We start from the raw sequence: 25,778 nt of genomic DNA on the forward strand, positions 1-25,778 counted from the left end.
TGACGGGATCGTTATCCGGATTTGAGTGTCCTCTGAGCGAACACCGTTTGGTCACCCAGCGGTCACGAAACCTGCACTGATCAGGCCATAAGGGTTCCGACCAGCGTCTCCTGGAGTCCACCCAGCCACAGGTAGGCCATCACCATCGGCTTGCGCGGGTCCGTGTCCGGGAGGCGGTAGAGGAGGTCGGTGTCCTCGTCGTCGGTGATCTCCAGCCGCGAGCCGATCGCGAGCCGCAGGTCGTTCAGGGCGCCCAGCCACTGCTGGGACTCCGCCGGCGACAGCTTCAGCACCGCGCCGCCCTCGCCGGCCGAGGCCGAGGAGAGAGCGTCGAGGGAGCGGATCACCGCGAGGGCGCTGTCGCGCTTGCCGGCCCGCAGGTCGTTCTCGGTGTAGCGCCGGAACTCAGCGGAGTACGCCTTCTGCTCCTCGGCGTCCCGCGGCGAGGCGGGCTGCTCCGGGTCGCTGTAGGCGTCCGGGAAGAGCCGCCTCAGGACGGGGTCGCTGGGCGGTTCGCTGGGGCCCTCGGCGAACAGATCGGCGAGCGGGTCGCCGCTGTCCTCGGCGGGGCCGGGGCCGATGAGCTCCAGGAGCTGGACGGCCAGCGACCGGATGATGGAGATCTCGACGTCGTCGAGGGCGACGGCCGCGCCGCCGCCGGGAAGCGGTTCGAAGGTTCCGGGCATGAACGCCTTTTCGCTGCTGGGCGGGGTGCTGGCTACTTGCGGTCCTGCTGGAGGGTGGCCCACAGGCCGTAGCCGTGCATGGCCTGCACGTCGCGTTCCATCTCCTCGCGGCTGCCGCTGGAGACGACCGCCCGGCCCTTGTGGTGGACGTCGAGCATGAGCTTGGTGGCCTTGTCCTTGGAGTAGCCGAAGTACGACTGGAAGACGTACGTCACGTAGCTCATGAGGTTGACCGGGTCATTGTGGACGATGGTGACCCACGGGACGTCCGGCTCGGGTACGGCGAAGACCTCCTCCGCCGACTCGGTGCGTTCGATCTCCAGGGGCGCGGGTGACGTCACACTGCCCATGCTGCCACCCGAGGGGGGTAGTCGCACAAACGGGCCTGGCCGCAAGGCGATCGCGTGTCCGAGGACCGCAATCGTCAGATTGACGAAATGGGGGTACGCTCCTTCTCATGAACACAGCGGACCTTGGGCTGCCGGTGGACGTTCCCTCGACGGCGCTCTTCACGGACCAGTACGAGCTGACGATGCTGCGGGCCGCCCTGACGGCGGGCACGGCCGAGCGGCGGAGCGTGTTCGAGGTCTTCACCCGGCGCCTGCCGGACGGGCGCCGCTACGGCGTCGTGGGCGGCACCGGCCGGGTGCTGGACGCGGTGGAGAACTTCCGCTTCGACACGGCCGTGCTGAACTTCCTGCGCGAGCGGGGGATCGTCGACGAGGAGACCCTCCAGTGGCTGGCCGGCTACCGGTTCCGCGGCGACATCTGGGGCTACCCCGAGGGCGAGGTGTACTTCCCGGGCTCGCCGATCATGCGGGTCGAGGGCACCTTCGCCGAGTGCGTGCTGCTGGAGACCGTGATCCTGTCGATCCTCAACCACGACTCCGCGATCGCCGCGGCCGCCTCGCGCATGTCGGCGGCGGCGGGTGACCGGCCGCTGATCGAGATGGGTGCCCGGCGCACCCACGAGCTGGCGGCGGTGGCGGCCTCCCGGGCCGCGTACGTCGGCGGCTTCGCGACCACCTCCGACCTGGCGGCCGGCTTCCGCTACGGCATCCCGACCGTCGGCACCTCCGCGCACGCCTTCACCCTGCTGCACGACAGCGAGCGGGACGCCTTCCAGGCCCAGGTGAACACGCTGGGCCGGGGCACCACGCTGCTGGTGGACACCTACGACGTCGCCGAGGCAGTCCGCACGGCCGTCGAGGTCGCCGGGACCGAGCTGGGCGCGGTGCGGATCGACTCCGGTGACCTGCTGCTGGTGGCGCACCGGGTGCGCCAGCAACTGGACGAGCTGGGCGCGACGGACACGAAGATCGTCGTGACCTCGGACCTGGACGAGTACGCGATCGCCTCGCTGGCCGCGGCGCCGGTGGACGCCTACGGCGTCGGGACGCAGCTGGTGACCGGTTCCGGCCACCCCACCTCCTCGATGGTCTACAAGCTGGTCGCGCGGGCCGAGTCCGCGGGCCCGAAGGCGCCGCTGGTGCCGGTGGCGAAGAAGTCCACGGGCGGCAAGACGTCGGTCGGCGGGCGCAAGTGGGCCGCGCGGCGGCTGGACTCCTACGGGGTCGCCGAGGCCGAGGTGATCGGGACCGGGCCGGTGCCGGCCGGGCTCGCGGACCGGCAGCTGCTGGTGGAGCTGGTCAAGGGCGGCGAGGTGGTGGCGCGCGAGCCCCTGGACGCGGCGCGCGAGCGGCACACGAGGGCGCGCGCGAGTCTCCCGATGTCGGCCACGCAGCTCTCGCGCGGGGAGCCCGTCCTTCCCACGGAGTACCTGCACGAGAGCTCGGGTAGCTAATGGCGTGTGCCGTGACGCGCCGACCCTCGCCCCCTCCCGTCCGCTCCCCTCTGTCAATAGGCTCGGTGGTCCAACGGCCGGGCTTGCCGACCTCATAGCCGAAGGACACCGACCATGCGCCGCGCCTTGATCGTCGTCGATGTGCAGAACGACTTCTGCGAAGGGGGCAGCCTCGCGGTGGCCGGTGGTGCCGACGTGGCCGCCGCCGTCACCGAGCTGATCGGGCAGGCGGCCGGGTCCGGCTACCAGCACGTCGTGGCCACCCGCGACCACCACATCGCCCCAGGCGGCCACTTCTCCGCCAACCCGGACTACGCCCGCTCCTGGCCCGCGCACTGCGTCGCCGGCACGGAGGGCGTCGGCTTCCACCCGAATTTCGCCCCCGCCGTCGCCTCCGGCTCGATCGACGCGGTGTTCGACAAGGGAGCGTACTCGGCGGCGTACAGCGGTTTCGAGGGCGCGGACGAGAACGGCACGCCCCTGGCCGACTGGCTGCGCTCACGCGATGTCACCGAGGTCGACGTGGTCGGCATCGCCACGGACCACTGCGTACGCGCCACGGCCCTCGACGCCGCCCGGGAGGGCTTCCGTACGCAGGTCCTGCTGGACCTGACGGCCGGGGTGGCCCAGGAGAGCACCGAGCGGGCCCTGGAGGAGCTGCGCCGGGCGGGCGTGGAGCTGTCGGGCAAGCCGGTCGTGCTGTAGCCCCCGGTGCCGGCGGGGTGTCCGCCGGTCAGGTCTGGGCCGTCGGGCGCCTGAGGAGTGCTCTGATCGGCCGCCACAGTTCCTGGGCCAGGTCGGGGCCCGACGCGACACCGTTGTCGGGGGCCGTGCGCCATATGAGGCCGTCCGGGTGGTGCAGGACCGCCGTGACCTCGTCGGGGGTCGGCGGGGCGGCGTTGCCGCGCAGGTAGACCGACCGCAGACCGAGGTTGCGGAGCCTGGTCAGGGCCCGGGCCCGGTTCACCGAGTGGACGAGGACGCGGACGGCGCCGGGGCCGTCGGCGGCGGGGCTGGGCAGGTTCAGTGCCACCACCACCGTGCCGTTCGGCAGCTTGCAGAAGCCTCCTGCGGCCATGCGCTCATCCCCCCGTGTCGGTCGGTGTCAATAAGAGAGCCACAGGACGCACCTAAACACGGATCGGCGGTGACCCGCCAGTGGGTCACCGCCGATCATGTTCTGACCTGCAAGGATGCGGATTACCTACCCGCGGCGCCGACCTCGAGCTCGATCGTCGAGCCGTCCTTGGCTTCCTTGAGGATCTTGATCTTCGTGTTGGTGTCAGTGATCTTGACACCCGCGGTGGGGTTCGACTCGTCGTAGTAGGTGTTCTTCCGGTCGTTGAAGACCGAGACGCCCTTCGACCCCGGGATGTACTTCGCCACGTCCGCCTTGTGCAGCGTCATGCCGTCGGTGCGGTAGAGGCTGAACGGCGAGTCGTAGGCCTGGATGCGGTTGCGCATCAGTGTGCCGTCGGTCCACTTCAGCGCGGTGGGGTGCGAGTCGACCGGCAGGACCAGACCGGTGCCCTTGTGCTGGCTGGTGTTGTTGTCGACCTGGGAGGTGTCCCACTTCCAGATCAGCAGGCCGTTCTGGTACGCGTAGTGCTCCACCCAGTCCGGGCGCGCCGTGAAGCCGAAATTGTACGGGCCGACCTTGAGGGTCTTGTCGTACGACACGTACTGCCGGTTCTCGGCGATGTAGTACTGCGCGTAGTCCTTGGTGAAGGACGCGCCGATGCGGGAGAAGCCGGTGGCCTTCCACGCGGCGTCCGCGCTCTCGGCGTTGTCGGAGAAGACGGGCGCACCGTCGGCCGTCACCGTGATCGCGTCGGCCGCGAAGCCCTTCTGGGCCACGCCGCCGTCGGTCTGGTAGCGGAAGCGGAGGTCGATCTTCTTGCCCGCGTAGGCGTCGAGCGGGAAGGCGAGCTTCTTGTAACCGTCGACCGTGCCGGTCAGGACCGGCTTGTCGCTGGCGTCGCGCTGGATCGGCTGGCCGTCCACCGTGCCGTCGACGGCGGTCCAGTTGGCGCCGCCGTCGGTCGAGACCTCGGTGTAGAGGAAGTCGTAGTTGGCCTCGATGTCGTACCAGCCGTCGAGGGTCAGCTGCGCCTTCGACTTGCCGGTCAGGTCGACCGAACGCGTCAGAGTGTTCTTGAGGTTGTCACCGCTGCCGCTCCACCACTGGGTCTTGCCCTCGGCGGGGGTGACGACCTCGGTGGTGACCGCCTTCTTGGGGAGGTCGACGACCAGGGCCTGCTTGTGCTTGGTGTTGTACTCCGCCACGCCCAGCTTGTGCCAGGAGTTGACGCCGGCCTTGGCCTTGTCGAAGTTCAGCCAGCCGAGCTGAAGCTTGTCCCAGGCGGTCATGTCGCCGGGCAGGTCGCCGATCTCGTTCTTGCCGGTGCCGAGCCAGGAACCGGACGACATCAGCGTCCAGAAGCCGGTGGAGTTCTCGCCGCCCGCGGTGTCGTAGTGGTCGGGCAGACCGAGGTCGTGGCCGTACTCGTGGGCGTAGACGCCGAGTCCGCCGTTCTCCGGCTGGACGGTGTAGTCGCCGACCCAGATGCCGGTGTCGCCGATCTTGGCGCCGCCGAGCTTGTTGTTCTCGGGGCCGGTGGCGCCGGCGTCGGTGCCGAAGGCGTACCAGCGGTGGGCCCAGATCGCGTCGGTGCCCTGGGCGCCGCCGCCCGCGGACTCGTCCTCGCCGGCGTGCACGATCTGGAAGTGGTCGATGTAGCCGTCGGGCTCGTTGAAGTCGCCGTCGCCGTCGAAGTCGTAGCGGTCCCACTCGTCGAAGCGCGCGACGTCCGCCTTGATCTGCGCGTCGGTCCTCCCCGCTGCCTTCTGCTGGGAGACCCAGGCGTTCAGACCGTCGCTGACGACGTTCCACACGCTGGAGCAGTTGGTGTCGCCGCAGGCGTTGTTGCCGTAGCGCGCCTCGTTGTAGGGGACCTTGACCCAGTCGGAGACCTCGCCCTCGACCGAGTAGCGGCCCGAGGACTGCTTCTCGTAGTAGGTCTTGACGGAGTCGACGCCCTTGCCGGAACCGAAGTACAGGTCCTGGAAGTAGTCCCGGTCGTAGTCGGCCCGCCAGGCCGTGGAGTTGTCCTTCTTGCGGTCGGGCTTGGGTATCGCGTTGTGCAGCGGGCCCGGGGTGCCGCCGTAGCGGCTGTCGACCTGGTCGCCGAACTCGACCAGGATCGTGAAGATCTTGTCGGTCTTCTCGCGGCCGAGCTCGACGTACTTGGCGTCGCCCTTCTTGCTCTTGAGCTGGACGACCTTCGAGCCCTCGCGGTTCTTGACCTTGCTCTTGCCCGAGAGCACCTGGTTCAGGGCCTCCTGGCGCTGGGCGTCCTGCGTCTTGCTCAGCGGTCCTTCGAGGTCGTGCTCGTCGTGGTGGCGTTCCGCCGGGTCGTGCCGGTCCACGGTGGTGGACCGGGGAGCCGGGGCGTCGTCGGCCACCGCGTAGGTCGAGGCGGTGGTGGTGGCCGCCGCGAGCGCCACGCTTATGGCGGCCGCTCTGAACGTCCAGGGTCTACTGGTCACTTGAGATCCTCCCCCGCGTTCGGGCGCGCGGCAGGCAGGGTCCCGGTCGTGGAAATCCGCGCGCGCGTGATCAACGCGTGTAGTCAAGTGACGACATTTGACTAGAGGTTTAGAAGAAAAGACAGACCTTGACTTGCACAGGTCAAGTGCACTATGCGGAGGCAACGTTCGTTTTACGGACAACCAAACGGTTGTCCCGGGACACGCCCCACCGGCCGTGCGGGCGCGCGCATATGTCCACCAGGTGGACGTCATGACTCCGTGCGCCCCCTGTGCACCGCCCTTGTTGATTAGGTCACGCTTACCGCCGGTTCCGGTCGGGCACCCTGCCGGTGAGAATGTCGGATGGCCGGACGCCCGGAGACCGGCGCAATGCCAGGCCGACACCGCCGTGGACCCCCACTTTCGAGGACATGATGGCCATGCCCCGTCCGACTGCCGCACAGCTCGCCTACGGTTCGTGCACCGTGATCTTCTCGACCTTCGCCATGCTGCTGCTGTCTCAGACGAGTTCGGGTGCGGGGATCGCGGTCATCGCCGTCGCGGCGCTCGCCCTCGGGCTGCTGGTCGCCATGACGGTGCCGCTGCCCCAGAAGCGCCCCGCCGGGGTGGAACAGCCCGCGTCCCCGGAACCGCTGAGGGCCTCGGTCCCGGCACCGGCCCACGAGCCGGTACGCGAACGGGCGGCCTCCTGACCGCCCGCTGCACCCGGTTCATCCCTCTGCACCTCAATCGGTGCTGACCACCACCGTTTTGGCCGCCTTGTCGTGCAGGCCCTGCTTGTAGGGCCGGTCGAAGAAGCTCCAGCCGCCGCAGATCGCGGTCCAGACGCACGCGCAGCAGAAGGCGAACGGGAGCCACAGCACCGCGGCGCGCGCCAGCGCGTTCTGCACGGAGGGCGTCGCACCGTTGTCCAGGTTGGCCACCCGCATGTGCAGCAGCTTCTTGCCGAGGGTCTGGCCGGTCCGCGCGGTCAGGACGGTGTCGTAGGCGATGTAGAGGACGGCGGCGACCCCCGACTGCCAGAACGACTTGCCGACCTCGATGCGGTCGCTGTCCACGTCGTACTCGTTGACGCCGAAACCCCACGTGATCAGCCAGACGACGGCACCCACCAGGATCATGTCGATGATGCGCGCGAGTGTGCGCTTGCCGCTGTCGCCGAGCGGGGGCATCCCGGCGAGGGGGTCGGTGGGGTAGGAACCGCCGCCGTACGGATCACCGCCGTAGGGGCCGCCTCCGAAGCCGTCGCCCGGACCGCCGGGACCGCCCGGGCCGCCGCCCCCGTACGGCGGGGGTTCGCTGCCGTAGGGCGAGTCCGCGCCCCGGCCGGGTGGCTCGTTCGGGGGGCGCTTGCGGAACGGGTCGTCTTCCGGGGGCTGCTGACCGGAGCCGGAGGGCGGTTCGCTGCTCATGGCCCGAGTCGACCGCGAACCCCCGGTTTCCGCATCCGGCGGAGATCCGTCCGAGGGAGGTCAGCCCGCCACGAACGTGTGCGCGGCCTTGTCGTGCCAGCACTGGCGCCAGGGCCGGTCGAAGAGGCACCAGGCGACGCCGACGATCCCCACGACGAGGAGCCCGGGCACGCTGTAGACCAGCCAGCGGCGCAGGGCCGCGCCGAAGCCGGGCGAGTCGTGGCCCTCGATGTCGCGGACGTCGAGGCCCATCAGCTTCTTGCCGAGGGTGCGACCCCACTTGACGGTGGGCAGCACCTCGCAGAGCACGCCGGCGAGCAGCAGCACGGCCAGGATGATGCCGAGGTAGACCGAGGTGGTGCCGTCGAGCAGCCAGACCGTGACGGTCTCGCCGGAGAGCTTGGCCGCGTCAATCTTCTCGTTGACGTGGTCGATGGCCTTGGTGCCGAGCGGGACGGCGGCCGAAGCGGTGAGCGCGGCGAGCACGACGGTGTCCAGCAGCCGGGCCACCAGCCGCTTGCCGAGCCCGGCCGGGCGGGCCTCCGCCTGGCGCCGGGCGGCCGCCTGGAACACGTCCTCGACCGGCGGCTTCCAGGGTGTGACGGGCTGTTCGTCACCGCCGCCGGCTCCGGCGAGCCGGTGCACCTGTTGCGCCCAGGAGGACTGGCCGCCACCGGGGCCCGGGCTGAGGGGCGTACCGGAGGAGGCCGCGGCGCCGGGCTGGGCGCTGCCGGGCCCGCCGGACTGCGCGGGGACGACGGGCGCCGCCTGGGGTCCGGACAGCGCCGTCGGGGCGGCCCCGGAGGCCTGGGCCGCCGCGCTTCCGGCACCGGCCTGCGCGGCGGAGGCGCGGGCGGCGGCCGCCTTGCCCGCGCCGAAGCCGGGCCCCGCGGAACCGCTGCCGGAACCGGTCGGCCCGGTCTGCGCGCCGAACGCGGGACCCGACGGGCCGGCACCCGCCGCTGCGGGCCGGCCGCCGAAGGCGGATGCCGCCACACCACTGCCCGGGCCGGCCGGCCCGAAGCCGGAGGCGGCTGCTCCGCCTTGCCCGCCGGAACCGGAGGCCGCCGAGTCGCCGCCCGGCCCCGCCGGGCCGAAACCGGAGCCCGCGGCCCCGCCCTGCCCTGCGAAGCCGGACGCCGCCGCGCCACCGCCCGATCCCGCCGGTCCGAAGCCGGCGCCGCCGGAGCTGCCGCCGGAACCCGCCGCCCCGCGGTCCGAACCCCCCGGCCCCCCGGCCGGTTTCGAGCCACCACCGGCCGGACCCGTGCGCGGGGACACCGCGCGGAACGTCATCGTGCCGTCGTCGGGGGCGTCGGCCGGGGCCCCTCCCCCGGGCTGCCCCGTCTGCCCCGCCGGGCGGCGGAACACGAACGTGCTGCCCCCCGCCGCCGCGCTCGCCTCCTGGTCGGACGGCGGGACGTTCGCCGCGCCGTCGGTGCGGGCGGCCTCTCCGTCGGGTCGCGGGCCGGAGGGCGACACCCTCGGGTCGGCGCCCTGCGCCCCCTGCGGCGCGCCCCACGAGACGCGGCGGTCCTGGCCGCCGCCGAAGCCGGACTGGCGCGAGCGGTCCGCGCCCCAGGCGGAGGCCGGTTCGGGACGGCTGCCGTGCTGGGCGTCGGCGGCGGACGGCGACTCGGACGGCTCCTCGACGGGGTCCTCGTCGAAGAAGTGCGGGCCGGTCTCCTCGACCGAGGCGGGCTGCGCCGTCCCCGCTCCGGGCGGCGGCGCGAGCGACTCGCCGTCCCGGGGCGCCGGACGGCTGGTGCCCGGCACCCAGGAGGCGCCGTTCCAGTACCGGACATATCCAGGAATGGACGGGTCCGGGTAATACCCTTCGCGGGGCCTGTCGTCACCGGGGGCCGGGGTTGGGGCGCTCATGTCCGTCGTCCCGTATCTGCTCGGGGGCCAAATGGGGGCCTCCACATCTATCAGACGTGCGCAAGCCCCACCGCCGCTCCCACCGGACCCACCCCTTTCGAGCACCGATGTGCTACGCACCGCGCCCCTCCGGCGGACCCCCCTGCGAAAAAACTTCCGGGAAGGCGCGTAATGCCGCGGCCCGCGCCCGCTCTCTCCTCCTGACCGGCCCTCGCGGGCAGCCGTCAGGAGAAGGGAGACCGCCGTGCACACCGTGGTGGAGCGGGAACTGGAGCTGAAACTCGTCCTGTCGCCGGAGCGCAGGATCCCCGTGCCGGCCCGGCTCGGGTACCTCACGGACGACCCCTACGCCGTCCACGTCACCTTCCACATCGACACCAAGCACCCGGTGTACTGGACGTTCGCGCGGGACCTGCTGGTCGAGGGCGTATTCCGGCCGTGCGGGCAGGGGGACGTGCGGGTGTGGCCGACGAAGACCGAGGGGCGCAGCGTCGTGCTGATGGCGCTGAGTTCACCCGACGGGGACGCCCTGCTGGAGGCTCCGGCGACGGTGGTGTCGGCCTGGCTGGAGCGCACGCTGCGGGTGGTGCCGCCCGGGACGGAGGGCGAACAGCTCGGTCTTGACGACGAGCTGGCCCAGTTGCTCGCCCAGTGAGGGCCCCGGGCTCAGAAGAGCTTGCCCGGGTTCAGGATGCCCAGCGGGTCGAAGGCCTGCTTGACGGCCCGCTGCATCTCCATGCCCACGGGGCCGATCTCGCGCGCGAGCCACTCCTTCTTCAGGACCCCGACGCCGTGTTCGCCGGTGATGGTGCCGCCCAGTTCCAGGCCGAGGGCCATGATCTCGTCGAAGGACTCGCGGGCGCGCCGGGACTCGTCGGGGTCGGCCGGGTCGAAGCAGACCGTCGGATGGGTGTTGCCGTCCCCCGCATGGGCGACGACGCCGATGGTGAGCCGGTACTTTCCGGCGATCCTGTCGACGCCTTCGAGCATCTCGGCGAGCCGGGAGCGCGGCACGCACACGTCGTCGATCATCGTCACGCCCTTGACCGCCTCCAGCGCGGTGAGCGACAGACGCCGTGCCTGGAGCAGCAGTTCGGACTCGGCCACGTCGTCGGCGGGGACGACCTGGGTGGCACCGGCCGCTTCGCACAGGGCGCCGACGGCGGCGAGGTCGGCGGCCGGGGCGGTGGTGTCGAACGCGGCCAGGAGCAGGGCCTCGGTGCTCTCGGGGAGGCCCATCTGCGCCATGGCGTTGACGGCCTTGACCGTCGTACGGTCCATGAGTTCGAGGAGTGACGGGACGTGGCCGCCCTCCATGATGCGGCAGACGGCGTCGCAGGCCGCGGCGGCGGAGGCGAACTCGGCGGCCAGCACCAGCTGCTCGGGCGGCTTGGGGCGCAGCCCGAGGACCGCCCGCACGACGATGCCGAGCGAGCCCTCGGAGCCGACGAACAGGCGGGTCAGGTCGTAGCCGGCGACGCCCTTGGCGGTGCGGCGGCCGGTGGACAGGAGGCGCCCGTCGGCGAGCACCACGTCCAGCCCGAGCACGTACTCGGCGGTGACCCCGTACTTCACGCAGCACAGGCCGCCGGAGGCGGTGCCGATGTTGCCGCCGATGGTGCACATCTCCCAGCTGGAGGGGTCCGGCGGGTAGTACAGGCCGTGTTCGCCGACGGCGCGGGACAGGGCGGCGTTGACCACGCCCGGTTCGCACACGGCGATGCGGTCGACCGGGTTGATCTCCAGGATCCGGTCCATCTTCGTCAGGGAGAGCACGATGCAGCCGTCGGAGGCGTTGGCGGCGCCGGACAGCCCGGTGCGGGCGCCCTGCGGGACGACGGGGACGCGCAGTGCGGTGGCGGTGCGCATCACGTGCTGGACCTGCTCGGTCGTGCGGGGCAGCACGACCACGGCCGGGGCGCCGGCCGGGCAGAAGCTCGCCATGTCGTTGGCGTAGGAGTGCGTGACGTCGGGGTCGGTGAGGACCGCTTCGGCGGGGAGGCCGCCGAGGAGCAGGCCGACGAGGTCGCCGGTCGCTGCGGTGTCGTCGTCGGAGCGGGGCGCTTCGATACGGCTCATGATCACAGGTTCGCACCGGGGGCCATCGGTGTGAACCCCGTCGGGCGGACCCTTCGGCTGCCCGGGTGTGGTCGTCGTACTGACGCACAGTGAGCGCCATGGAGAACCAGCAGGAGGGCCCGGTGCGGGCGAGTGGCGTGCGACGCCGTCGGGTGCTGATCGCCTCCGTCGCGGGGTGTGCCGTGCTGGGCGGGGTGCTGATGCTGCTGCCGCGGGAGCCTGCCGAGCCCGCTCCCCCGTCGCCCGGGGCGTCGGCCAGGGCCGCGGTCGGCAGTGGCGTGCCGGCCACGCTGCCCGGCCTGGCGGAGCTGATCGGCGAGCGGGAGAAGGCCGTACGGGACCGGCCCGGGGACGCGGCGTCCTGGGCGGTGCTCGGGGCGGCCTACGTGGAGCGGGGGTTGCGGCTCGCGGATCCGGCGTACTACCCGCGAGCGGAGAGGGCGTTGCACGCGTCGCTGGAGGTGCGGCCGCGGCGCAACACCCGGGCGATGGCGGGGCTCGCCGCGCTGGCGAACGCCCGCCGGGACTTCCGCGCCGGGCGCCGGTGGGGCGAGGCGGCGCTCAAGCTGGAGCCGCGGCGGTGGACGACGTACCCGCTGCTCATCGACGCCTACACCGGGCTCGGCGCGTACCGGGCGGCCGAGCGGACGCTGGACCGCCTCACGGAGTTGCGCTCCGGCCCCGCCGTGCTCGCGCGGGCCGCGGCGGTGTACCGGGACCGGGGCCGGCTGGAGGACGCGGCGGCCTCGCTGGCGGACGCGGCGGCGGGTGCGCGGGCTCCCGTGGAGCGGGCGGCCTATCTGGAGCAGGCCGGGCGCCTGGCCTTCGAACGCGGCGATCCCGCTGCCGCGCTGCGGCACTTCCGCGAGGCGGTCCGCCTCGACCCCGGCCAGTGGGCCGCGCGGGCCGGGCAGGGCCGGGCACTGGCGGCCCTCGGCCGGACGGCGCAGGCGCTGAAGGCCTACCGGTCGGCCCTCGCCGGGCAGCCGTGTCCGCGGTACGCCCTGGAACTGGGTGAGTTGTACGAGTCGCTGGGCATGCGGGGTGAGGCCCGGGCCCAGTACGGCCTGCTGCGGGAGCGGGTGCGGGGCGCTGCCGCGGGCGGGGCCGACGAGGGGCTGGTGCTGGGGCGGCTGGAGGCCGACCACGGTGATCCGGCGGCAGCGGTACGGCGGTTGCGGGCGGAGTGGCAGCGCCGCCCCACCCTGGAGGCCGCCGACGCGCTGGGGTGGGCACTGTACCGGGCCGGGAAGCCCGCGCAGGCCTTGCGCTTCGCCCTGCGGGCGACGGACCCCGAACGCGGGGGCGGGCTGGGCGACGCGGTGTACTGGTACCACCGGGGCATGATCGAGCAGGAGCTGAACCGCCACGGCGCCGCCCGACGCCACCTCACCGAGGCCCTGCGGATCAACCCGCACTTCTCACCCTTGCATGCGCCCACGGCGCGGGCGGCACTCGAGGCGCTGGGCGAGCCGCCGGACGAGGGGGTGCCCGAGATGGACGCCGGAGCGGGGTAGGCGGGCACGCCCCCGGGGGCCGCCGGCTGCGACCGCCCGGCGGGGCACGGGCTCGCGGGGCATCACCCGGGGCTCGGTGGCGGAGGCACGCGGTGCGGCGGGCACGACGACGGCCACCGGCGAGGGAACGAACCCGCGCCGTACCTCGGGCGGCCGTAGAGGCGCTGGGAGAGCCGCCGGACGAAGGGTGCCGAGAGGGACGACGGCGCGGGGTGGCCGAGTACGGCCCGAGCCCCGGGGACCGCCGCGACTGCCGCCTGCCGCCCGTCGAGGCACGGGCCCGCACTACGCCGACGGGCCCCCGCGGGGCGTCGGCCCCGGCGCCCGAGGGCGCGGCGAAAGATGATTAGGGGCAGCAGTCCCAGGGCCTCTTCGTCGCTGCACAGCAGCGCGTCGTGCGGGTGCCCCGTGACACCCGCACGACCCGCGGCCGTGGGCGGCTACAGGTTGCCGCGGCGCTCCTGCTCGCGCTCGATCGCCTCGAACAGGGCCTTGAAGTTGCCCTTGCCGAAGCCCATCGAGCCGTGGCGTTCGATGATCTCGAAGAAGACGGTCGGACGGTCCTGGACCGGCTTGGTGAAGATCTGCAGCAGATAGCCGTCCTCGTCGCGGTCGGCGAGGATCTTCAGTTCGCGCAGGGTGTCGATCGGGACGCGGGTCTCGCCGACCCACTCCCCCAGCGTGTCGTAGTAGGAGTCGGGCGTGTTGAGGAACTCGACGCCGGCCGCCCGCATCGTACGGACCGTCTGGACGATGTCGCCCGTGTTGAGGGCGATGTGCTGGACGCCCGCGCCGCCGTAGAACTCCAGGTACTCGTCGATCTGGGACTTCTTCCTGGCGATGGCCGGCTCGTTGATCGGGAACTTGACCTTGAGCGTGCCGTCGGCGACGACCTTCGACATCAGCGCGCTGTACTCGGTGGCGATGTCGTCGCCCACGAACTCCTTCATGTTCGTGAAGCCCATGACCTTGTTGTAGAAGCCGACCCATTCGTTCATCCGGCCGAGCTCGACGTTGCCGACGCAGTGGTCGATCGCCTGGAAGGTGCGCTGCGCGGGCGGTTCGACGATCGGCTGGGCCGCGACGTACCCCGGCAGGTACGGGCCGTCGTAGCCGGAGCGCTCGACGAGGGTGTGGCGGGTCTCGCCGTAGGTGGCGATGGCGGCCAGGACGACCGTGCCGTGCTCGTCCTTCATCTCGTACGGCTCGGCGACCGAGCGGGCGCCGTGCTCCAGGGCGTAGGCGTAGGCGGCGCGCGCGTCCGGGACCTCGATGGCGAGGTCGACGACACCGTCGCCGTGCTCGGCCACGTGCCGCGCGAGGAAGTGGCCCCACTCGGTGGTGGGCTTGATGACCGAGGTGAGGACGAAGCGGGCGGAGCCGTTCTCCAGGACGTACGCAGCGGTCTCTCGGCTGCCGTTCTCCGGTCCGGAGTACGCGACCAGCTTCATGCCGAAGGCGGTGGAGTAGTAGTGCGCCGCCTGCTTGGCGTTGCCCACGGCGAAGACGACCGCGTCCATTCCCTTGACCGGGAAGGGGTCGGCCTGCCGGGCGGTGTCGGGAGTGTGGTGTGTGGTCTGCGTCATAGCCGCAGGGTCTCCCCGCTCGGCAAGGTGCGCAATAGTTTGTGTTTTGACTGGGCAATCTGTTCAGTAATACGGCCGTACGGACGGCCCTTCTGTACAGGATGACCATGCCGGGAGGCTGCTGTGGCGATCGATCATCTGGACGGCCGGATCATCCTGCTGCTCGCCCGTGAGCCGCGGATCGGGGTGCTGGAGATGTCCCGGCGGCTGGGGGTGGCCCGCGGCACCGCACAGGCGCGGCTGGACCGGCTTCAGTCGAACGGAGTCATCAGCGGATTCGGCCCGCAGGTGGACCCGGCCGCGCTCGGCTACCCCGTGACGGCGTTCGCGACGCTGCAGATCCGGCAGGGGCAAGGGCCCGACGTACGGGCCCACTTGGCGACCGTCCCGGAGGTCCTGGAGCTGCACACGACCACCGGCACCGGGGACATGCTGTGCCGGCTCGTGGCCCGCTCCAACGCCGATCTCCAGCGTGTGATCGACCGGGTCGTCGGTTTTGATGGCATCGTCCGGGCCTCCACGGCGATCGTCATGGAGAACCCCGTTCCGCTGCGGATCATCCCGCTCGTGGAGCAGGCCGCGGAGGAGACCTGAGTCGTGGGGTGAGCGCGTGTGAATTTCTGGGAGTACCTGGTCAACCGGCATCAGCAGCTGCTCACGGACGCCTACCAGCACGCGAGCGCCGTCTTCCAGTGCATGGTGGTGGCGACCCTGCTCGGGGTGCTGATCGGCGTCGTCAGCTACCGGAGCGAGTGGGCCGGGAACCTCGCGACCACGACCACCGCCACCATCCTGACCGTGCCGGCGCTCGCCCTGATCGGTCTGCTCATCCCCCTCGTGGGGCTCGGCGTGCCGCCCACGGTGGTCGCGCTGACGCTGTACGGGCTGCTGCCGGTCGTGCGCAACGCGATCGTCGGGCTGCGCGGGGTCGACCCGACGCTGGTGGACGCGGCCACGGGCATCGGGATGTCCCGCCCGGCCCGGCTGCTGAGGGTCGAGCTGCCGCTGGCCTGGCCGCCGATCCTGACCGGGATCCGGGTCTCCACCCAGATGCTGATGGGCATCGCGGCCATCGCCGCGTACGCCTCGGGACCGGGCCTGGGCAATGTCATCTTCCGCGGCCTGGCCTCGCTGGGCAGCGCCAACGCGCTCAACCAGGTCCTCGCGGGCACGCTCGGCATCATCGTCCTGGCCCTGCTGTTCGACGCCGCGTACGTCCTGATCGGACGGCTGACCATTCCCAGGGGGATCCGTGCCTGAGACCGGTGACCACGGCGCGTCCATCGCGCTGGAGAGCCTGACCAAGCGCTACCCCGGCAGTCCGCAGCCGGCCGTGGACAACGTGAGCATGGAGATCAAGGCGGGCGAGGTCGTCGTCTTCGTCGGCCCCTCGGGCTGCGGCAAGTCGACCACGCTCAAGATGATCAACCGGCTGATCGAGCCGACCGGCGGCCGCATCCGCATCGGCGGCGAGGACGTCACCGACATGGACCCGGTCAAACTGCGCCGCAAGATCGGCTACGCCATCCAGTCCGCCGGGCTCTTCCCGCACATGACGGTCGCGCAGAACATCGGGATCGTCCCGAAGATGATCGGCTGGCCGAAGACCCGGATCAGGGAACGGACCGAGGAGCTGCTCGACCTCGTCGGCCTGGACCCCGGGGAGTTCCACGGCCGCTACCCGCGTCAGCTCTCCGGCGGGCAGCAGCAGCGCGTGGGCGTGGCCCGGGCGCTGGCCGCCGATCCCCCGGTGCTGCTGATGGACGAGCCGTTCGGGGCGGTGGACCCGATCACCCGGGACCACCTCCAGGACGAGCTGATCCGGCTCCAGCACGAGCTGCACAAGACGATCGTCTTCGTCACCCACGACTTCGACGAGGCCATCAAGATCGGCGACCGGATCGCCGTGCTGCGCGAGCGGTCGCACATCGCGCAGTTCGACACCCCGGAGGCGATCCTGACCAACCCGGCCGACGACTTCGTGTCCGGTTTCGTCGGCGCCGGTGCGGCGCTGAAGCGGCTGAATCTGACCCGCGTACGGGACGTGGAGATCACCGACTATCCGACGGTCACGGTCGACGACCCGTTGCAGCAGATCTTCAACCTGCTGCGGACCAGCGGCAGCAACGAGATCCTGCTGCTCGACCGGCGCCGCCGCCCCTACAAGTGGCTGCGGCGTGGCGATCTGATGCGGGCCCGGGGCTCGCTCGCCCGCGCCGGGACCCTGGTGAGCGACACGGTCACCCGGGACGCCACCCTGCGGGACGCGCTGGAGGCGGTGCTCACCGACAACGCCGGGCGGGTGGCGGTGACCGGGCGGCGCGGCGAGTACACGGGCGTGGTCGACATGGAGACCCTCATCAACTCCGTGCACGAGATGCTGGAGGCCGACCGGCTCGACGCGATGGAGCACCAGCACGAGCTGGAGTCGCTGCGGGCCTCGCAGACGCACGCGGAGCAGGAGGGGGCCGCGGGTCCGGCGGCGGTGAGCGGCCCCGGAGGCCAGCGGTGACCGCCACGGAGGCCGAGGAGACCTCCGAGCCCCTCGACGAGTCCGAGGCGCCCCCGTCCGCGCGCCGGCCCTCCCGCCTCACCTGGCAGAAGCTGACGCTCCTGCCGGTCGCCCTGATCGCCGTGCTGCTCGCCACCTGGCTGTGGTTCCAGCAGGCCGACCTGGACGCGCTCACCCGCAACGCCCTGTCGGGCGGCCAGGTGAGCAAGGCGCTGTGGCAGCACATCGAACTGACCGTGATCTCCACGTTCTTCGTGCTGATCATCGCGATCCCGCTGGGCATCCTGCTGACCCGCGGCGCGATGAGCCGGGCCACCCCGGTGGCGATGGCGTTCGCCAACATGGGCCAGGCGACCCCGGCGATCGGTCTGCTGGCCCTGCTGGTGATCTGGCTGGGCATCGGCCGCAGGGCCGCCCTGATCGGCATCATCGTCTACGCCATCCTGCCGGTGCTCTCCAACACCATCACGGGCCTGAAGGCGAACGACCCGACCCTGCTGGAGGCGGCCCGCGGCATCGGCATGTCCCCGACGGGCGTGCTGACCCGGGTCGAACTCCCGCTCGCGGTCCCGCTGATCCTGGCGGGCGTGCGCACGGCCCTCGTCCTGAACGTCGGTACGGCGACCCTGGCGGTCTTCGGCGGGGGCGGCGGCCTCGGCGTGCTGATCACGACCGGCATCACCAACCAGCGGATGCCGGTGCTGGTGCTGGGGTCGATCCTCACGGTGGTGCTGGCGCTGCTGGTGGACTGGCTGGCGTCGCTCGCCGAACTGCTGCTGCGGCCGCGGGGGTTGCAGCCATGAGGCGGCGTACGTGCCTGGCGGCGGCCGGCCTGCTGCTGGCGGCGGCCGGTTGCGGCCTGACCAGCGGATCCCCGCTGACCGACGACGTGGAGCCGGGGTCGATCGGCCGTGGCGAGCCGCTGAAGGGCGCGCATCTGACGGTGACGTCGAAGTCGTTCACCGAGCAGCTGATCCTCGGCTCCATCATGGGCATCGCGTTCGAGGCGGCCGGGGCGGACGTGATCGACCGCACCGGCATCCAGGGTTCCATCGGCAGCCGCGAGGCGGTCCGCAAGGGCGACGCGGACGCCGGGTACGAGTACACGGGCACGGCCTGGATCACCTACCTCGGGCACAGCAAACCGATCACCGATCCGCAGGAGCAGTGGGAGGCGGTGAAGAAGGAGGACGCGGGCAACGGCCTGGTCTGGCTGCCGCCGTCGAAGCTCGACAACACGTACGCGCTGGCGATGAACCAGGGGAACGCCAAGAAGTACGGCACGAAGACGATGTCGGACGTCGCGAAGCTGGCGAAGTCCGACCCCGGGGCGGTGAACCTGTGCGTGGAGGTCGAGTTCGCGAACCGGGCGGACGGGCTGCCGGGCATGCAGAAGGCCTACGGCATGGACGTCCCGGCGCGGAACATCACGCAGATGGACACCGGGATCATCTACACCCAGACGGACAAGGGCAGTTGCACGTTCGGTGAGGTGTTCACCACCGACGGGCGCATCAAGTCCATGAACCTGGCGGTGATGGACGACGACCGGAAGTTCTTCCCCAACTACAACGCCGCGCCGATGATCAACGCGAAGTCCCTGAAGGAGTGGCCGGCGATCGCGGAGGTCCTGAACCCGGTGACGGCGAGGCTCGACAACTCCGTTGCGCAGACGCTGAACGCGAAGGTGGACGTGGACGGGGAGGATCCGCACCAGGTGGCGCTGGACTGGATGGTGGAGGAGGGGTTCGTCAAAGAGGGGTGAGGTACAAAGAACTCCTTGCAAAGAGACCTTTGCAAGACTAGCTTTGCATGCATGTCCGACGAACCGGCACCCCGCCTTCTCGACGCCCGCTCCCTGCGCGGCCTGGCCCATCCTCTGCGGATGCAGCTGCTGATTGCACTGCGTCGCGGCGGACCCGCGACCGCCTCCCGACTGGCGGAGAAACTGGGCGAGTCGAGCGGTGCAACCAGCTACCACCTACGGCAACTCGCCGCGCACGGCTTCGTCGCCGACGACCCTGAGCGGGGCAAGGGACGGGAGCGCTGGTGGAAGGCGGTGGACCAGGGCGTGCAACTCGACGAGACCCTGATCAAGGACCCGGACCCGGCCGTGCGGGGAGCCGTCGCCCTCTTCCGGTACGAGCTCGCCAACGTGCACACCCGGGAAGTCGCGACCTGGCTCGGCAACACGAGTGAGTGGGGCGAGGAATGGGACGGCGCCACGGACCTCAGCGACTTCACCCTGCGGCTCACTCCCGAACTCGCCCGTGAGCTGGTCGCCAAGATGCATGACCTCGTCCAGAGCTACCGCCCGGCTGCCGAGGGCACCCCGGACGCCGAGACTGTACGCGTCCACACGCACGTCTTCCCCACCCAGACGACGCCGTGAAAGGCCATCACCCATGCACCCGGACATCCACCTCACCCTGCACCACGTCCGAGCCACCGAACTGCGCGCCGAGGCCGGACCACGTCGGGCGCACCGCCCCGACCTGCGTACGCGTCTGGGCTGGGCCCTCGTGGAAGTGGGCTTAAGACTCGCCGCCCGCCCCGGAACGGCAACGGCCCACTAACAGCTCGGCACGGAACCCTTCCCCGTCTCCAGGGCCACCAGGGACGACACCGTGCTCTTCAGCGTGGTCACCGGAATCAGCCGCAGGCCCTTCGGCAGGTTGGCACGCGCGTCCCCGCACTCCGCCTTGGGGACCAGGAACACCGTCGCCCCGTCCCGCTTCGCGGCCTGCGTCTTGAGGGCGACGCCCCCGACCGCCCCGACCCGGCCGGCCGCGTCGATCGTGCCCGTACCGGCGATGACCCGGCCGCCGGTCAGATCCCCGCCGGTGCCGTCGCCGTCGAGCTTGTCGATGATGCCCAGGGAGAAGAGCAGCCCCGCACTGGGCCCGCCCACGTCCGCGAGCTTCAGGCTGACCTTCACGTCCTTGTCGTCGAGGCCGAGGTACCCCAGCGCGGCCTGCGTCGCCGCGTCCTGGGACTGCCTCATCTGCTTCTCGTTGTGCTGCTCGATCTCCTTGACGCTGTCCCCGCTGGGGTAGACGGAGTCGCGCGGCATGACCGCCTGGTCGGTGCGGAACCAGCCGTCGATGACGTCGGGGAGCGAGACCCGGGTGTCCGGGGAGGTCGCCTCGATGGTGGTCATCCGCAGCTGGCCCCGGGTGTCCCGGACCGGCGCACCCGAGACGGTGATCACCTGTGTGCCCTTGTTCTCGCCCAGCACGTCCGCGGTCAGCCCCGGCTGCGCCACCGAGAACGGCAACGGCGCCAGCGCCGCCGTCGCGAGCAGGGCCACGACGGGCAGGGCGCAGACGGCGATGGCCTGGGGGCGCGTGAGGCGAGAGAACACGGGATCAATCTAACGCGGGAGGGGGAGACCGCCAGGACCAGGGCGTCCGGGGCCCTCCCCCACGACCCGGCATGTGTCAGCGCAGCGCCTCCGCGACCTCCCGGGCGGCGTCGACGACCCGTGGCCCCACCCGTTCCGGCACCGCCTCCGCCAGCATCACCACACCCACACTGCCCTCGACGCCCGTCACGCCCAGCAGCGGTGCGGCCGCCCCGCAGGCGCCCGCCTCCAGCTCGCCGTGGGTCAGCGTGTAGCCGGGGTCGGTCATCGGGTGCTGGCGAGCCGCGAGGATCGCCTTGCCGGCGGCGCCCCGGCCCAGGGGGTGCCGGAATCCGGCCCGGTAGGCGACGTGGTAGTCCGTCCAGGTCGGCTCCACCACGGCCACGGCCAGCGCGTCCGCCCCGTCGACCAGGGTCAGGTGCGCCGTCGCGCCGATGTCCTCGGCCAGGGACCGCAGCGCCGGCATCGCGGCCTCCCGGACCAGCGGGTGGACCTGCCGTCCCAGGCGCAGCACCCCGAGCCCGACCCGGGCACGTCCGCCGAGGTCACGGCGTATGAGGGCGTGCTGCTCCAGGGTGGCGAGCAACCGGTACACGACGGTCCGGTTCACGCCGAGCCGGACGGAGAGCTCGGTCACGGTCAGCCCGTGGTCCGTGTCGGCGAGCAGTTTGAGGACACGCAGTCCCCGGTCGAGCGTCTGGGAGGTCTCCGCGGTCACGACGCCCACTCCTTAGTGGTGAGGTCGGCGGCCCCCGGTCGGCGGATGCGTCACCGAGTCCCGTCGGTGACGCGCTTCAGAGGCCGCCGATCGGCCGGCGGCCCGGCCTGTCCGGGCCGCGTCGCTTCACGGCTGCGCTCCGCGGCGGCGCTGCCACGGGGCGTGTGCGTAGCGGGACAGTAGCGAAGCAGGTTCGCTGAGCGGAAGGCTCCGTCCAGAATCCGGGCACCGGACTGGGCGTACTGCTTGAGTTTGCGACGGTATGCACGCCCGCCAGGTTGTTCGGCCCTCCCGGCCCGTCACTTCATCCGCGTGGCCCACTCCTGCACCTTGGTGATCCGCTGCTTCAGCTGCCCCGCCGTCGCCTCAGCCGCCGGAGGCCCCCCGCACACGCGCCGCAGCTCGGTGTGGATCACCCCGTGCGGCTTGCCGCTCTGGTGGACGTAGGCGCCGACCATCGTGTTGAGCTGCCGCCGCAGCTCCATCATCTCCTTGTGGGAGACCACCGGCCGCCGCTCGGCGGGCATTTCGAGCAGATCGGCCTCCTCGTCCGGCTTCTTGCGGCTGTGCGCGATCTGCCGGGCCTGCCGCTTCTGGAGCAGCAGCTGCACCTGGTCGGGCTCCAGCAGCCCGGGGATGCCGAGGTAGTCCTGCTCCTCCTCGCTGCCCGGGTGAGCCTGCATGCCGAACTCGGCGCCGTTGTACATGACCCGGTCGAAGACGGCCTCGGACTCCAGCGCCTCGAAGGAGAACTGCTCCTGCTCGCCGGTGTCCTCGTCCTGCTCCCGGTTCGCCTCGTCCATCTCCTTCTCGGACTCGGCGTACGGGTCCTCCTCGCCCTGCTTCTTGGGCTTGTCGAGGACGTGGTCGCGCTCGCGCTCCATCTCGTTGGCGAAGGAGAGCAGGTCGGGCACGGTCGGCAGGAACACCGAGGCGGTCTCGCCGCGCCGCCGGGACCGCACGAAACGCCCGACGGCCTGTGCGAAGAACAGCGGCGTCGAGATGGTGGTGGCGTACACGCCGACCGCGAGGCGCGGCACGTCGACGCCCTCGGACACCATCCGCACGGCGACCATCCACCGGTCGTTGTTCGCGCTGAACTCGTCGATCCGCTCGGAGGCGCCGGAGTCGTCGGACAGCACGAGGGTCGCCCTGCTGCCGGTGATCTCCCGGATGAGCTTGGCGTACGCACGCGCCGAGTCCTGGTCGGAGGCGATGACGAGGGCGCCCGCGTCCGGGATGGCCTTCCGCACCTCGGTCAGCCGCTGGTCGGCCGCCCGCAGCACGGCCGGCATCCACTCACCGCGCGGATCGAGGGCGGTCCGCCAGGCCTGGCTGATGGCGTCCTTGGTCATGGGCTCGCCGAGCCGGGCGGCGATCTCGTCACCGGCCTTGGTGCGCCAGCGCATGTTGCCGCTGTACGAGAGGAAGATGACGGGCCGCACGACATTGTCGGCGAGGGCGTTGCCGTAGCCGTAGGTGTAGTCGGCCGCCGACCGCCGGATGCCGTCGTTGCCCTCCTCGTACGTCACGAAGGGGATGGGGTTGGTGTCCGACCGGAAGGGCGTACCGGTCAGGGCGAGCCGTCGGGTCGCCGGCTCGAAGGCCTCCAGGCAGGCCTCGCCCCAGGACTTGCTGTCACCGGCGTGGTGGATCTCGTCGAGGATGACGAGGGTCTTGCGCTGCTCCACGCGGTTGCGGTGCAGCATGGGGCGGACGCCGACACCGGCGTACGTCACGGCGACGCCGTGGTACTCCCGGCCGAGCGGCCCGGCGCTGTACTCCGGGTCGAGCTTGATCCCGATCCGCGCGGCGGCTTCGGCCCACTGTTTCTTCAGGTGCTCGGTCGGGGCGACGACGGTCACCTGCTGCACGACGTGGTGGTGCAGCATCCAGGAGGCCAGCGTCAGCGCGAAGGTCGTCTTGCCGGCGCCGGGGGTGGCGACCGCCAGGAAGTCCCGGGGCTGCTCCTGGATGTACTTCTCCATCGCGCCCTGCTGCCAGGCGCGCAGCTTGCTGGCGGTACCCCAGGGGGCGCGGCCGGGGAACGCCGGGGACAGGTGGTGCGAGGCGGAACTGGTGCCGGCGGTGGTAGTCACGGTCTCCGTTGGGGGTCGGGCGGCTCGTGCGAGGGAGCCTGACGGCTCGGCTACGTATGACAACCGGGCCACCCTACCGGCGCCCCGAGCCGGCCAACGCGCGGACCGGCCCGGGTCACCTGCGGGTGGGACCGACGTCACAGCCCCCTCAGCCGCCCCGCGATGCTCCCGACCTCCGCCTCGGTGCCGGAGGCGACCTCGACGACCAGCGCGTACGCGGTGTCCTGGTCCGCCCCGGCCAGGTCGACGCCGTTGAGGGCGAGGAAGGTGGCGGTGGCCAGCCAGGCCGTGCGCTTGTTGCCGTCGACGAGGGGATGGTTGGCGGCGAGGGCGTGCAGCAGGGCGGCCGCCTGCTCGTACAGGTCGTCGTAGGCGGCCGTGCCGAACATCCGGGCGCGGGGGCGGTGCACGGCGGAGGCGAGCAACCCCGGAGCGCGCGCCTCGGGCGGCCGCCCGCCGAAGGCGACCTCGGCGATGGCGGTGACCTCGTCGACGCTCAGGTACCGGGTGTCACCCGTGTCCCCCGTCATTCGCCGAGCCTCCTCAACAGGTCGGCGTGGTGGTGCGCGAGCCCCTCCGCGACGGCGCGCACGCGGGCGCACTCCTGGCCCAGGTAGGCGCGTACGGCGTGCAGCGCCACCTCTTCGGGCGTGCGGCCCTGGGCGTCGGCGAGGTCGTCGAGGGCGGTCCGCAGGGCGGGGTCGAGGGGCAGATCGAGGTGGGACATGCGCAGAGGCTACGGTCCGGTCGTGGAGGAGACGACCGCTTTACGGCCGTCGCTCCCGCAGCCGCGTCGACACCCAGGCCCCGGCCAGCGCCACCCCTGCCATCGGCAGGAACACCGCGGTGAAGGCGGCCGGGTGGGAGCCGGAGGTGTGGGCGGCCGAGTGGGTCACGGTGCCGCCGCCCAGCGCGGCGAAGGCGGCGCCGCCCGCGGACAGCAGGACGACGTTGGAGAGGCCGTCGGAGATCTGGAGGGCGGCGGAGTTGGTGCCGGCCTCCTCGGGGGCGGAGAGCTTGAGCAGGAGGACGCTCGTGGAGGAGATCACGAGCCCCATCCCGAAGCATCCGAACGCCCAGGCGACGGCGACCGTCCAGACGGGCACGGAGTCGACCAGCACGCTCGGTGCCGTGGCGATGGCCGCGGCCACCAGCAGCATCCCGACGGTGGTCAGCCGCTCCCGGTACGGCTCCACCCGCGACCGCGACTGCACCCACGAGCCCAGTGCCCACGTCCCGCCGCCCGCGGCGAGCGAGAACCCGGCCAGCGTCGGACTGAGCCCGCGCTGCGTGACCAGCATCAGCGGCACGAACGACTCGGCGGCGATGAAGGACCCGGCGGCGACGCCCCGCAACAGCACGACGGACGGCAGCCCGCGAGCGGCCCGGTAGGTGCCGCGTGGCAGCAGGCCGAGCACGGCGGGCACCAGCAGGGCGACGCCGAGCGCACCCGGCAGGAGTGCGAGGGGGCGCAAGTCCTGCGCGGCGTACTGGAGGAGGCCGGCGCCGAGGGAGATGGCGAGGGCGAGCCGGATGCGCCGACGGTCGAAGGAGGCGGGCGGGTCGGCCGGCGGGGCGGGGCGGTCGGTTGCCCGCGCCGGGTCCGGTGGGGCGGGGCGATCGGTGGCCCGCGCCCGGGCGGGCCGGGCGGGCGCGTCCGCCGCCTGCGCGGGGTCCGGCGTGACGGGCCGTCCGGCGAGGGCGGTCCGTTCCGCGGGGACGGGCGAGCTCGGGCTCTCCCCCGTGGCGGACTCGGCATCGGCAGCGGTGTGCCCCGCCGGGCCGGACGCCCGACGCCGTATCTGCGGCAGCGCGAGTGCGAGCGGGAAGACGACGAGCAGAGGTATCCCGACGAACACCCACCGCCACCCCAACTGCTCGGTCACCGTGCCGGCGGCGAGCGGGCCGACGATCGACGGGAGCACCCAGCTCGCGGCGAACGCGGCCATGATGGCCGGCCGCAGCCGCTCCGGATAGGCCCGCCCGACGACCACGTACAGCGCGACGATCACCAGCCCGCCGCCGAGCCCCTGCACGGCCCGGCCCAGGATGAACACCCACATCGACCCGGCGGTGCCGGACAGCAGCAGCCCGGCGCCGAAGGAGGCGATGCCCGTCGTCAACGGCCCGAGGGGGCCACGCCGGTCCGACCACTGCCCGGAGAGCACCATCCCGAACAGGCTGGTCGTGAAATACCCGGAGAACGCGAACGCGTACAGCGACACCCCGTCCAGCTCCCGGGCCGCGACGGGCATCGCCGTCCCCACGGCGGTAGCCTCGAAGGCGATGAGCAGCACGACGGAGACGATCCCAACACTCAACGCCCGGTACGCCGCCCCCAGCACGCCTTCTTCCCGCTCGGCCACGGAGGGCGGTTCAGCGGCTTCCTCGACATCGGCATCACGCGGCTTCGGGACGGTCATGCCCGCCAGCGTAAGGTCCACACCCCACGTTGACCCCTGTCCCAAGACGGTCCGGCCCTGAGACCTTGGTCGTACGCCCCGCTTCTCGGCCACCCCCTTCATGAACGGCGTATGGCAGTCACATGGCAGCCCACGCGCCACCCTT

At 71.8% G+C, this 25,778-nt stretch carries 26 protein-coding genes; 12 read left to right on the forward strand and 14 right to left on the reverse strand.

What is annotated here, in order from left to right; genetic code table 11:
* Positions 1 to 80: 80 nt before the first annotated feature.
* Together OO68_RS11395 and clpS are read right to left on the reverse strand one after the other, a co-directional pair.
* Positions 81 to 686, reverse strand: coding sequence for a DUF2017 domain-containing protein (locus tag OO68_RS11395; RefSeq protein ID WP_033308161.1), 606 nt, complete (start codon positions 684 to 686; stop codon positions 81 to 83).
* A 32-nt stretch (positions 687 to 718) separates the two neighbouring features.
* On the reverse strand, positions 719 to 1,036 hold the full coding sequence (gene clpS / locus OO68_RS11400; protein WP_031102986.1) for an ATP-dependent Clp protease adapter ClpS: 318 nt from the start codon (positions 1,034 to 1,036) through the stop codon (positions 719 to 721).
* Between the two features lie 107 nt (positions 1,037 to 1,143).
* Here clpS and OO68_RS11405 point away from each other — a divergent pair, with 107 nt between their 5' ends.
* Together OO68_RS11405 and OO68_RS11410 are read left to right on the forward strand one after the other, a co-directional pair.
* Positions 1,144 to 2,490: a nicotinate phosphoribosyltransferase gene (locus OO68_RS11405; RefSeq protein ID WP_033308162.1), complete on the forward strand. Its 1,347-nt coding sequence runs from the start codon at positions 1,144 to 1,146 to the stop codon at positions 2,488 to 2,490.
* 114 nt (positions 2,491 to 2,604) lie between these two features.
* Entirely contained in the window at positions 2,605 to 3,195 is a 591-nt protein-coding gene (locus OO68_RS11410) for an isochorismatase family protein (RefSeq protein WP_033308163.1), read from the forward strand.
* 28 nt (positions 3,196 to 3,223) lie between these two features.
* Here OO68_RS11410 and OO68_RS11415 read toward each other — a convergent pair whose 3' ends face one another.
* Entirely contained in the window at positions 3,224 to 3,568 is a 345-nt protein-coding gene (locus tag OO68_RS11415) for a hypothetical protein (RefSeq protein ID WP_033308164.1), read from the reverse strand.
* 122 nt (positions 3,569 to 3,690) lie between these two features.
* A complete protein-coding gene (locus OO68_RS11420) occupies positions 3,691 to 6,039 on the reverse strand; it encodes an immune inhibitor A domain-containing protein (protein WP_033308165.1) in 2,349 nt (782 codons plus the stop codon).
* 416 nt (positions 6,040 to 6,455) lie between these two features.
* Between OO68_RS11420 and OO68_RS11425 the strand changes: the two genes are divergently transcribed.
* Positions 6,456 to 6,734 (forward strand): hypothetical protein, encoded by a 279-nt coding sequence (locus tag OO68_RS11425; RefSeq protein ID WP_033308260.1) that lies wholly within the window; start codon positions 6,456 to 6,458, stop codon positions 6,732 to 6,734.
* A 33-nt stretch (positions 6,735 to 6,767) separates the two neighbouring features.
* Here OO68_RS11425 and OO68_RS11430 read toward each other — a convergent pair whose 3' ends face one another.
* Complete coding sequence (locus tag OO68_RS11430; RefSeq protein WP_033308166.1) at positions 6,768 to 7,454, reverse strand: RDD family protein; 687 nt, start codon at positions 7,452 to 7,454, stop codon at positions 6,768 to 6,770.
* Between the two features lie 60 nt (positions 7,455 to 7,514).
* Positions 7,515 to 9,335 (reverse strand): RDD family protein, encoded by a 1,821-nt coding sequence (locus tag OO68_RS11435; protein ID WP_078625252.1) that lies wholly within the window; start codon positions 9,333 to 9,335, stop codon positions 7,515 to 7,517.
* Between the two features lie 244 nt (positions 9,336 to 9,579).
* Between OO68_RS11435 and OO68_RS11440 the strand changes: the two genes are divergently transcribed.
* On the forward strand, positions 9,580 to 9,990 hold the full coding sequence (locus tag OO68_RS11440; protein WP_033308168.1) for an SsgA family sporulation/cell division regulator: 411 nt from the start codon (positions 9,580 to 9,582) through the stop codon (positions 9,988 to 9,990).
* 11 nt (positions 9,991 to 10,001) lie between these two features.
* Here the strand turns inward: OO68_RS11440 and OO68_RS11445 are convergent, their stop codons facing one another.
* Positions 10,002 to 11,420: an FAD-binding oxidoreductase gene (locus tag OO68_RS11445; RefSeq protein WP_033308169.1), complete on the reverse strand. Its 1,419-nt coding sequence runs from the start codon at positions 11,418 to 11,420 to the stop codon at positions 10,002 to 10,004.
* A 92-nt stretch (positions 11,421 to 11,512) separates the two neighbouring features.
* On the opposite strand from OO68_RS11445, the gene OO68_RS11450 reads away from it, so the two are divergent.
* Positions 11,513 to 12,931, forward strand: coding sequence for a tetratricopeptide repeat protein (locus tag OO68_RS11450; protein ID WP_033308170.1), 1,419 nt, complete (start codon positions 11,513 to 11,515; stop codon positions 12,929 to 12,931).
* Positions 12,932 to 13,371: 440 nt separating this feature from the next.
* Here the strand turns inward: OO68_RS11450 and hppD are convergent, their stop codons facing one another.
* Complete coding sequence (hppD, locus tag OO68_RS11455) at positions 13,372 to 14,517, reverse strand: 4-hydroxyphenylpyruvate dioxygenase (protein ID WP_033308171.1); 1,146 nt, start codon at positions 14,515 to 14,517, stop codon at positions 13,372 to 13,374.
* 123 nt (positions 14,518 to 14,640) lie between these two features.
* Here hppD and OO68_RS11460 point away from each other — a divergent pair, with 123 nt between their 5' ends.
* From OO68_RS11460 to OO68_RS46745, 7 genes are read left to right on the forward strand one after another with little or no spacing between them, the layout of a single operon-like run.
* Positions 14,641 to 15,111 (forward strand): Lrp/AsnC family transcriptional regulator, encoded by a 471-nt coding sequence (locus OO68_RS11460; protein ID WP_033308172.1) that lies wholly within the window; start codon positions 14,641 to 14,643, stop codon positions 15,109 to 15,111.
* An 18-nt stretch (positions 15,112 to 15,129) separates the two neighbouring features.
* Positions 15,130 to 15,777, forward strand: a complete 648-nt coding sequence (locus OO68_RS11465) for an ABC transporter permease (protein ID WP_033308173.1) — start codon at positions 15,130 to 15,132, stop codon at positions 15,775 to 15,777.
* Positions 15,770 to 17,029, forward strand: coding sequence for a betaine/proline/choline family ABC transporter ATP-binding protein (locus OO68_RS11470; RefSeq protein ID WP_033308174.1), 1,260 nt, complete (start codon positions 15,770 to 15,772; stop codon positions 17,027 to 17,029). The genes OO68_RS11465 and OO68_RS11470 overlap by 8 nt, the downstream gene beginning before the upstream one ends.
* A complete protein-coding gene (locus OO68_RS11475) occupies positions 17,026 to 17,832 on the forward strand; it encodes an ABC transporter permease (protein WP_033308175.1) in 807 nt (268 codons plus the stop codon). Before OO68_RS11470 ends, OO68_RS11475 begins: the two co-directional genes overlap by 4 nt.
* The gene (locus OO68_RS11480; protein ID WP_033308176.1) at positions 17,829 to 18,794 is read left to right on the forward strand and encodes a glycine betaine ABC transporter substrate-binding protein; all 966 of its coding nucleotides are present in this window, start codon (positions 17,829 to 17,831) and stop codon (positions 18,792 to 18,794) included. Before OO68_RS11475 ends, OO68_RS11480 begins: the two co-directional genes overlap by 4 nt.
* 51 nt (positions 18,795 to 18,845) lie before the next feature.
* Positions 18,846 to 19,421, forward strand: a complete 576-nt coding sequence (locus tag OO68_RS11485; protein ID WP_033308177.1) for an ArsR/SmtB family transcription factor — start codon at positions 18,846 to 18,848, stop codon at positions 19,419 to 19,421.
* A 13-nt stretch (positions 19,422 to 19,434) separates the two neighbouring features.
* Positions 19,435 to 19,605, forward strand: a complete 171-nt coding sequence (locus OO68_RS46745; protein WP_167345882.1) for a hypothetical protein — start codon at positions 19,435 to 19,437, stop codon at positions 19,603 to 19,605.
* On the opposite strand, the gene OO68_RS11490 is transcribed toward OO68_RS46745, so the two are convergent.
* The 6 genes from OO68_RS11490 to OO68_RS11515 all read right to left on the reverse strand — a co-directional run bounded on the left by OO68_RS11490 (position 19,602) and on the right by OO68_RS11515 (position 25,633).
* Entirely contained in the window at positions 19,602 to 20,393 is a 792-nt protein-coding gene (locus OO68_RS11490) for a S16 family serine protease (protein ID WP_033308178.1), read from the reverse strand. The genes OO68_RS46745 and OO68_RS11490 overlap by 4 nt on opposite strands.
* Positions 20,394 to 20,469: 76 nt before the next feature.
* On the reverse strand, positions 20,470 to 21,111 hold the full coding sequence (locus tag OO68_RS11495; RefSeq protein WP_033308179.1) for an IclR family transcriptional regulator: 642 nt from the start codon (positions 21,109 to 21,111) through the stop codon (positions 20,470 to 20,472).
* Between the two features lie 299 nt (positions 21,112 to 21,410).
* On the reverse strand, positions 21,411 to 23,210 hold the full coding sequence (locus OO68_RS11500; RefSeq protein WP_033308180.1) for a DEAD/DEAH box helicase: 1,800 nt from the start codon (positions 23,208 to 23,210) through the stop codon (positions 21,411 to 21,413).
* 137 nt (positions 23,211 to 23,347) lie between these two features.
* Positions 23,348 to 23,740, reverse strand: coding sequence for a type II toxin-antitoxin system death-on-curing family toxin (locus OO68_RS11505; RefSeq protein WP_033308181.1), 393 nt, complete (start codon positions 23,738 to 23,740; stop codon positions 23,348 to 23,350).
* Positions 23,737 to 23,937: a CopG family ribbon-helix-helix protein gene (locus OO68_RS11510; protein ID WP_033308182.1), complete on the reverse strand. Its 201-nt coding sequence runs from the start codon at positions 23,935 to 23,937 to the stop codon at positions 23,737 to 23,739. Before OO68_RS11510 ends, OO68_RS11505 begins: the two co-directional genes overlap by 4 nt.
* 40 nt (positions 23,938 to 23,977) lie before the next feature.
* Positions 23,978 to 25,633 (reverse strand): MFS transporter, encoded by a 1,656-nt coding sequence (locus OO68_RS11515; protein ID WP_033308183.1) that lies wholly within the window; start codon positions 25,631 to 25,633, stop codon positions 23,978 to 23,980.
* Between the last annotated feature and the right edge of the window lie 145 nt (positions 25,634 to 25,778).

The sequence above is a fragment of the Streptomyces iakyrus genome (genome assembly GCF_000717055.1).
GTDB lineage: Bacteria > Actinomycetota > Actinomycetes > Streptomycetales > Streptomycetaceae > Streptomyces > Streptomyces iakyrus.

Coding starts and splice junctions, on each gene's coding strand:
- hppD (WP_033308171.1), bottom strand. CDS start 14,517: ATGACGCAGACCACACACCACACTCCCGACACCGCCCGGCAGGCCGAC.
- OO68_RS11410 (WP_033308163.1), top strand. CDS start 2,605: ATGCGCCGCGCCTTGATCGTCGTCGATGTGCAGAACGACTTCTGCGAA.
- OO68_RS11430 (WP_033308166.1), bottom strand. CDS start 7,454: ATGAGCAGCGAACCGCCCTCCGGCTCCGGTCAGCAGCCCCCGGAAGAC.
- OO68_RS11395 (WP_033308161.1), bottom strand. CDS start 686: ATGCCCGGAACCTTCGAACCGCTTCCCGGCGGCGGCGCGGCCGTCGCC.
- OO68_RS11515 (WP_033308183.1), bottom strand. CDS start 25,633: ATGACCGTCCCGAAGCCGCGTGATGCCGATGTCGAGGAAGCCGCTGAA.
- OO68_RS11450 (WP_033308170.1), top strand. CDS start 11,513: ATGGAGAACCAGCAGGAGGGCCCGGTGCGGGCGAGTGGCGTGCGACGC.
- OO68_RS11415 (WP_033308164.1), bottom strand. CDS start 3,568: ATGGCCGCAGGAGGCTTCTGCAAGCTGCCGAACGGCACGGTGGTGGTG.
- OO68_RS11505 (WP_033308181.1), bottom strand. CDS start 23,740: ATGACGGGGGACACGGGTGACACCCGGTACCTGAGCGTCGACGAGGTC.
- OO68_RS11435 (WP_078625252.1), bottom strand. CDS start 9,335: ATGAGCGCCCCAACCCCGGCCCCCGGTGACGACAGGCCCCGCGAAGGG.
- OO68_RS11480 (WP_033308176.1), top strand. CDS start 17,829: ATGAGGCGGCGTACGTGCCTGGCGGCGGCCGGCCTGCTGCTGGCGGCG.
- OO68_RS11485 (WP_033308177.1), top strand. CDS start 18,846: ATGTCCGACGAACCGGCACCCCGCCTTCTCGACGCCCGCTCCCTGCGC.
- OO68_RS11405 (WP_033308162.1), top strand. CDS start 1,144: ATGAACACAGCGGACCTTGGGCTGCCGGTGGACGTTCCCTCGACGGCG.
- OO68_RS11425 (WP_033308260.1), top strand. CDS start 6,456: ATGGCCATGCCCCGTCCGACTGCCGCACAGCTCGCCTACGGTTCGTGC.
- OO68_RS11510 (WP_033308182.1), bottom strand. CDS start 23,937: ATGTCCCACCTCGATCTGCCCCTCGACCCCGCCCTGCGGACCGCCCTC.
- OO68_RS46745 (WP_167345882.1), top strand. CDS start 19,435: ATGCACCCGGACATCCACCTCACCCTGCACCACGTCCGAGCCACCGAA.
- clpS (WP_031102986.1), bottom strand. CDS start 1,036: ATGGGCAGTGTGACGTCACCCGCGCCCCTGGAGATCGAACGCACCGAG.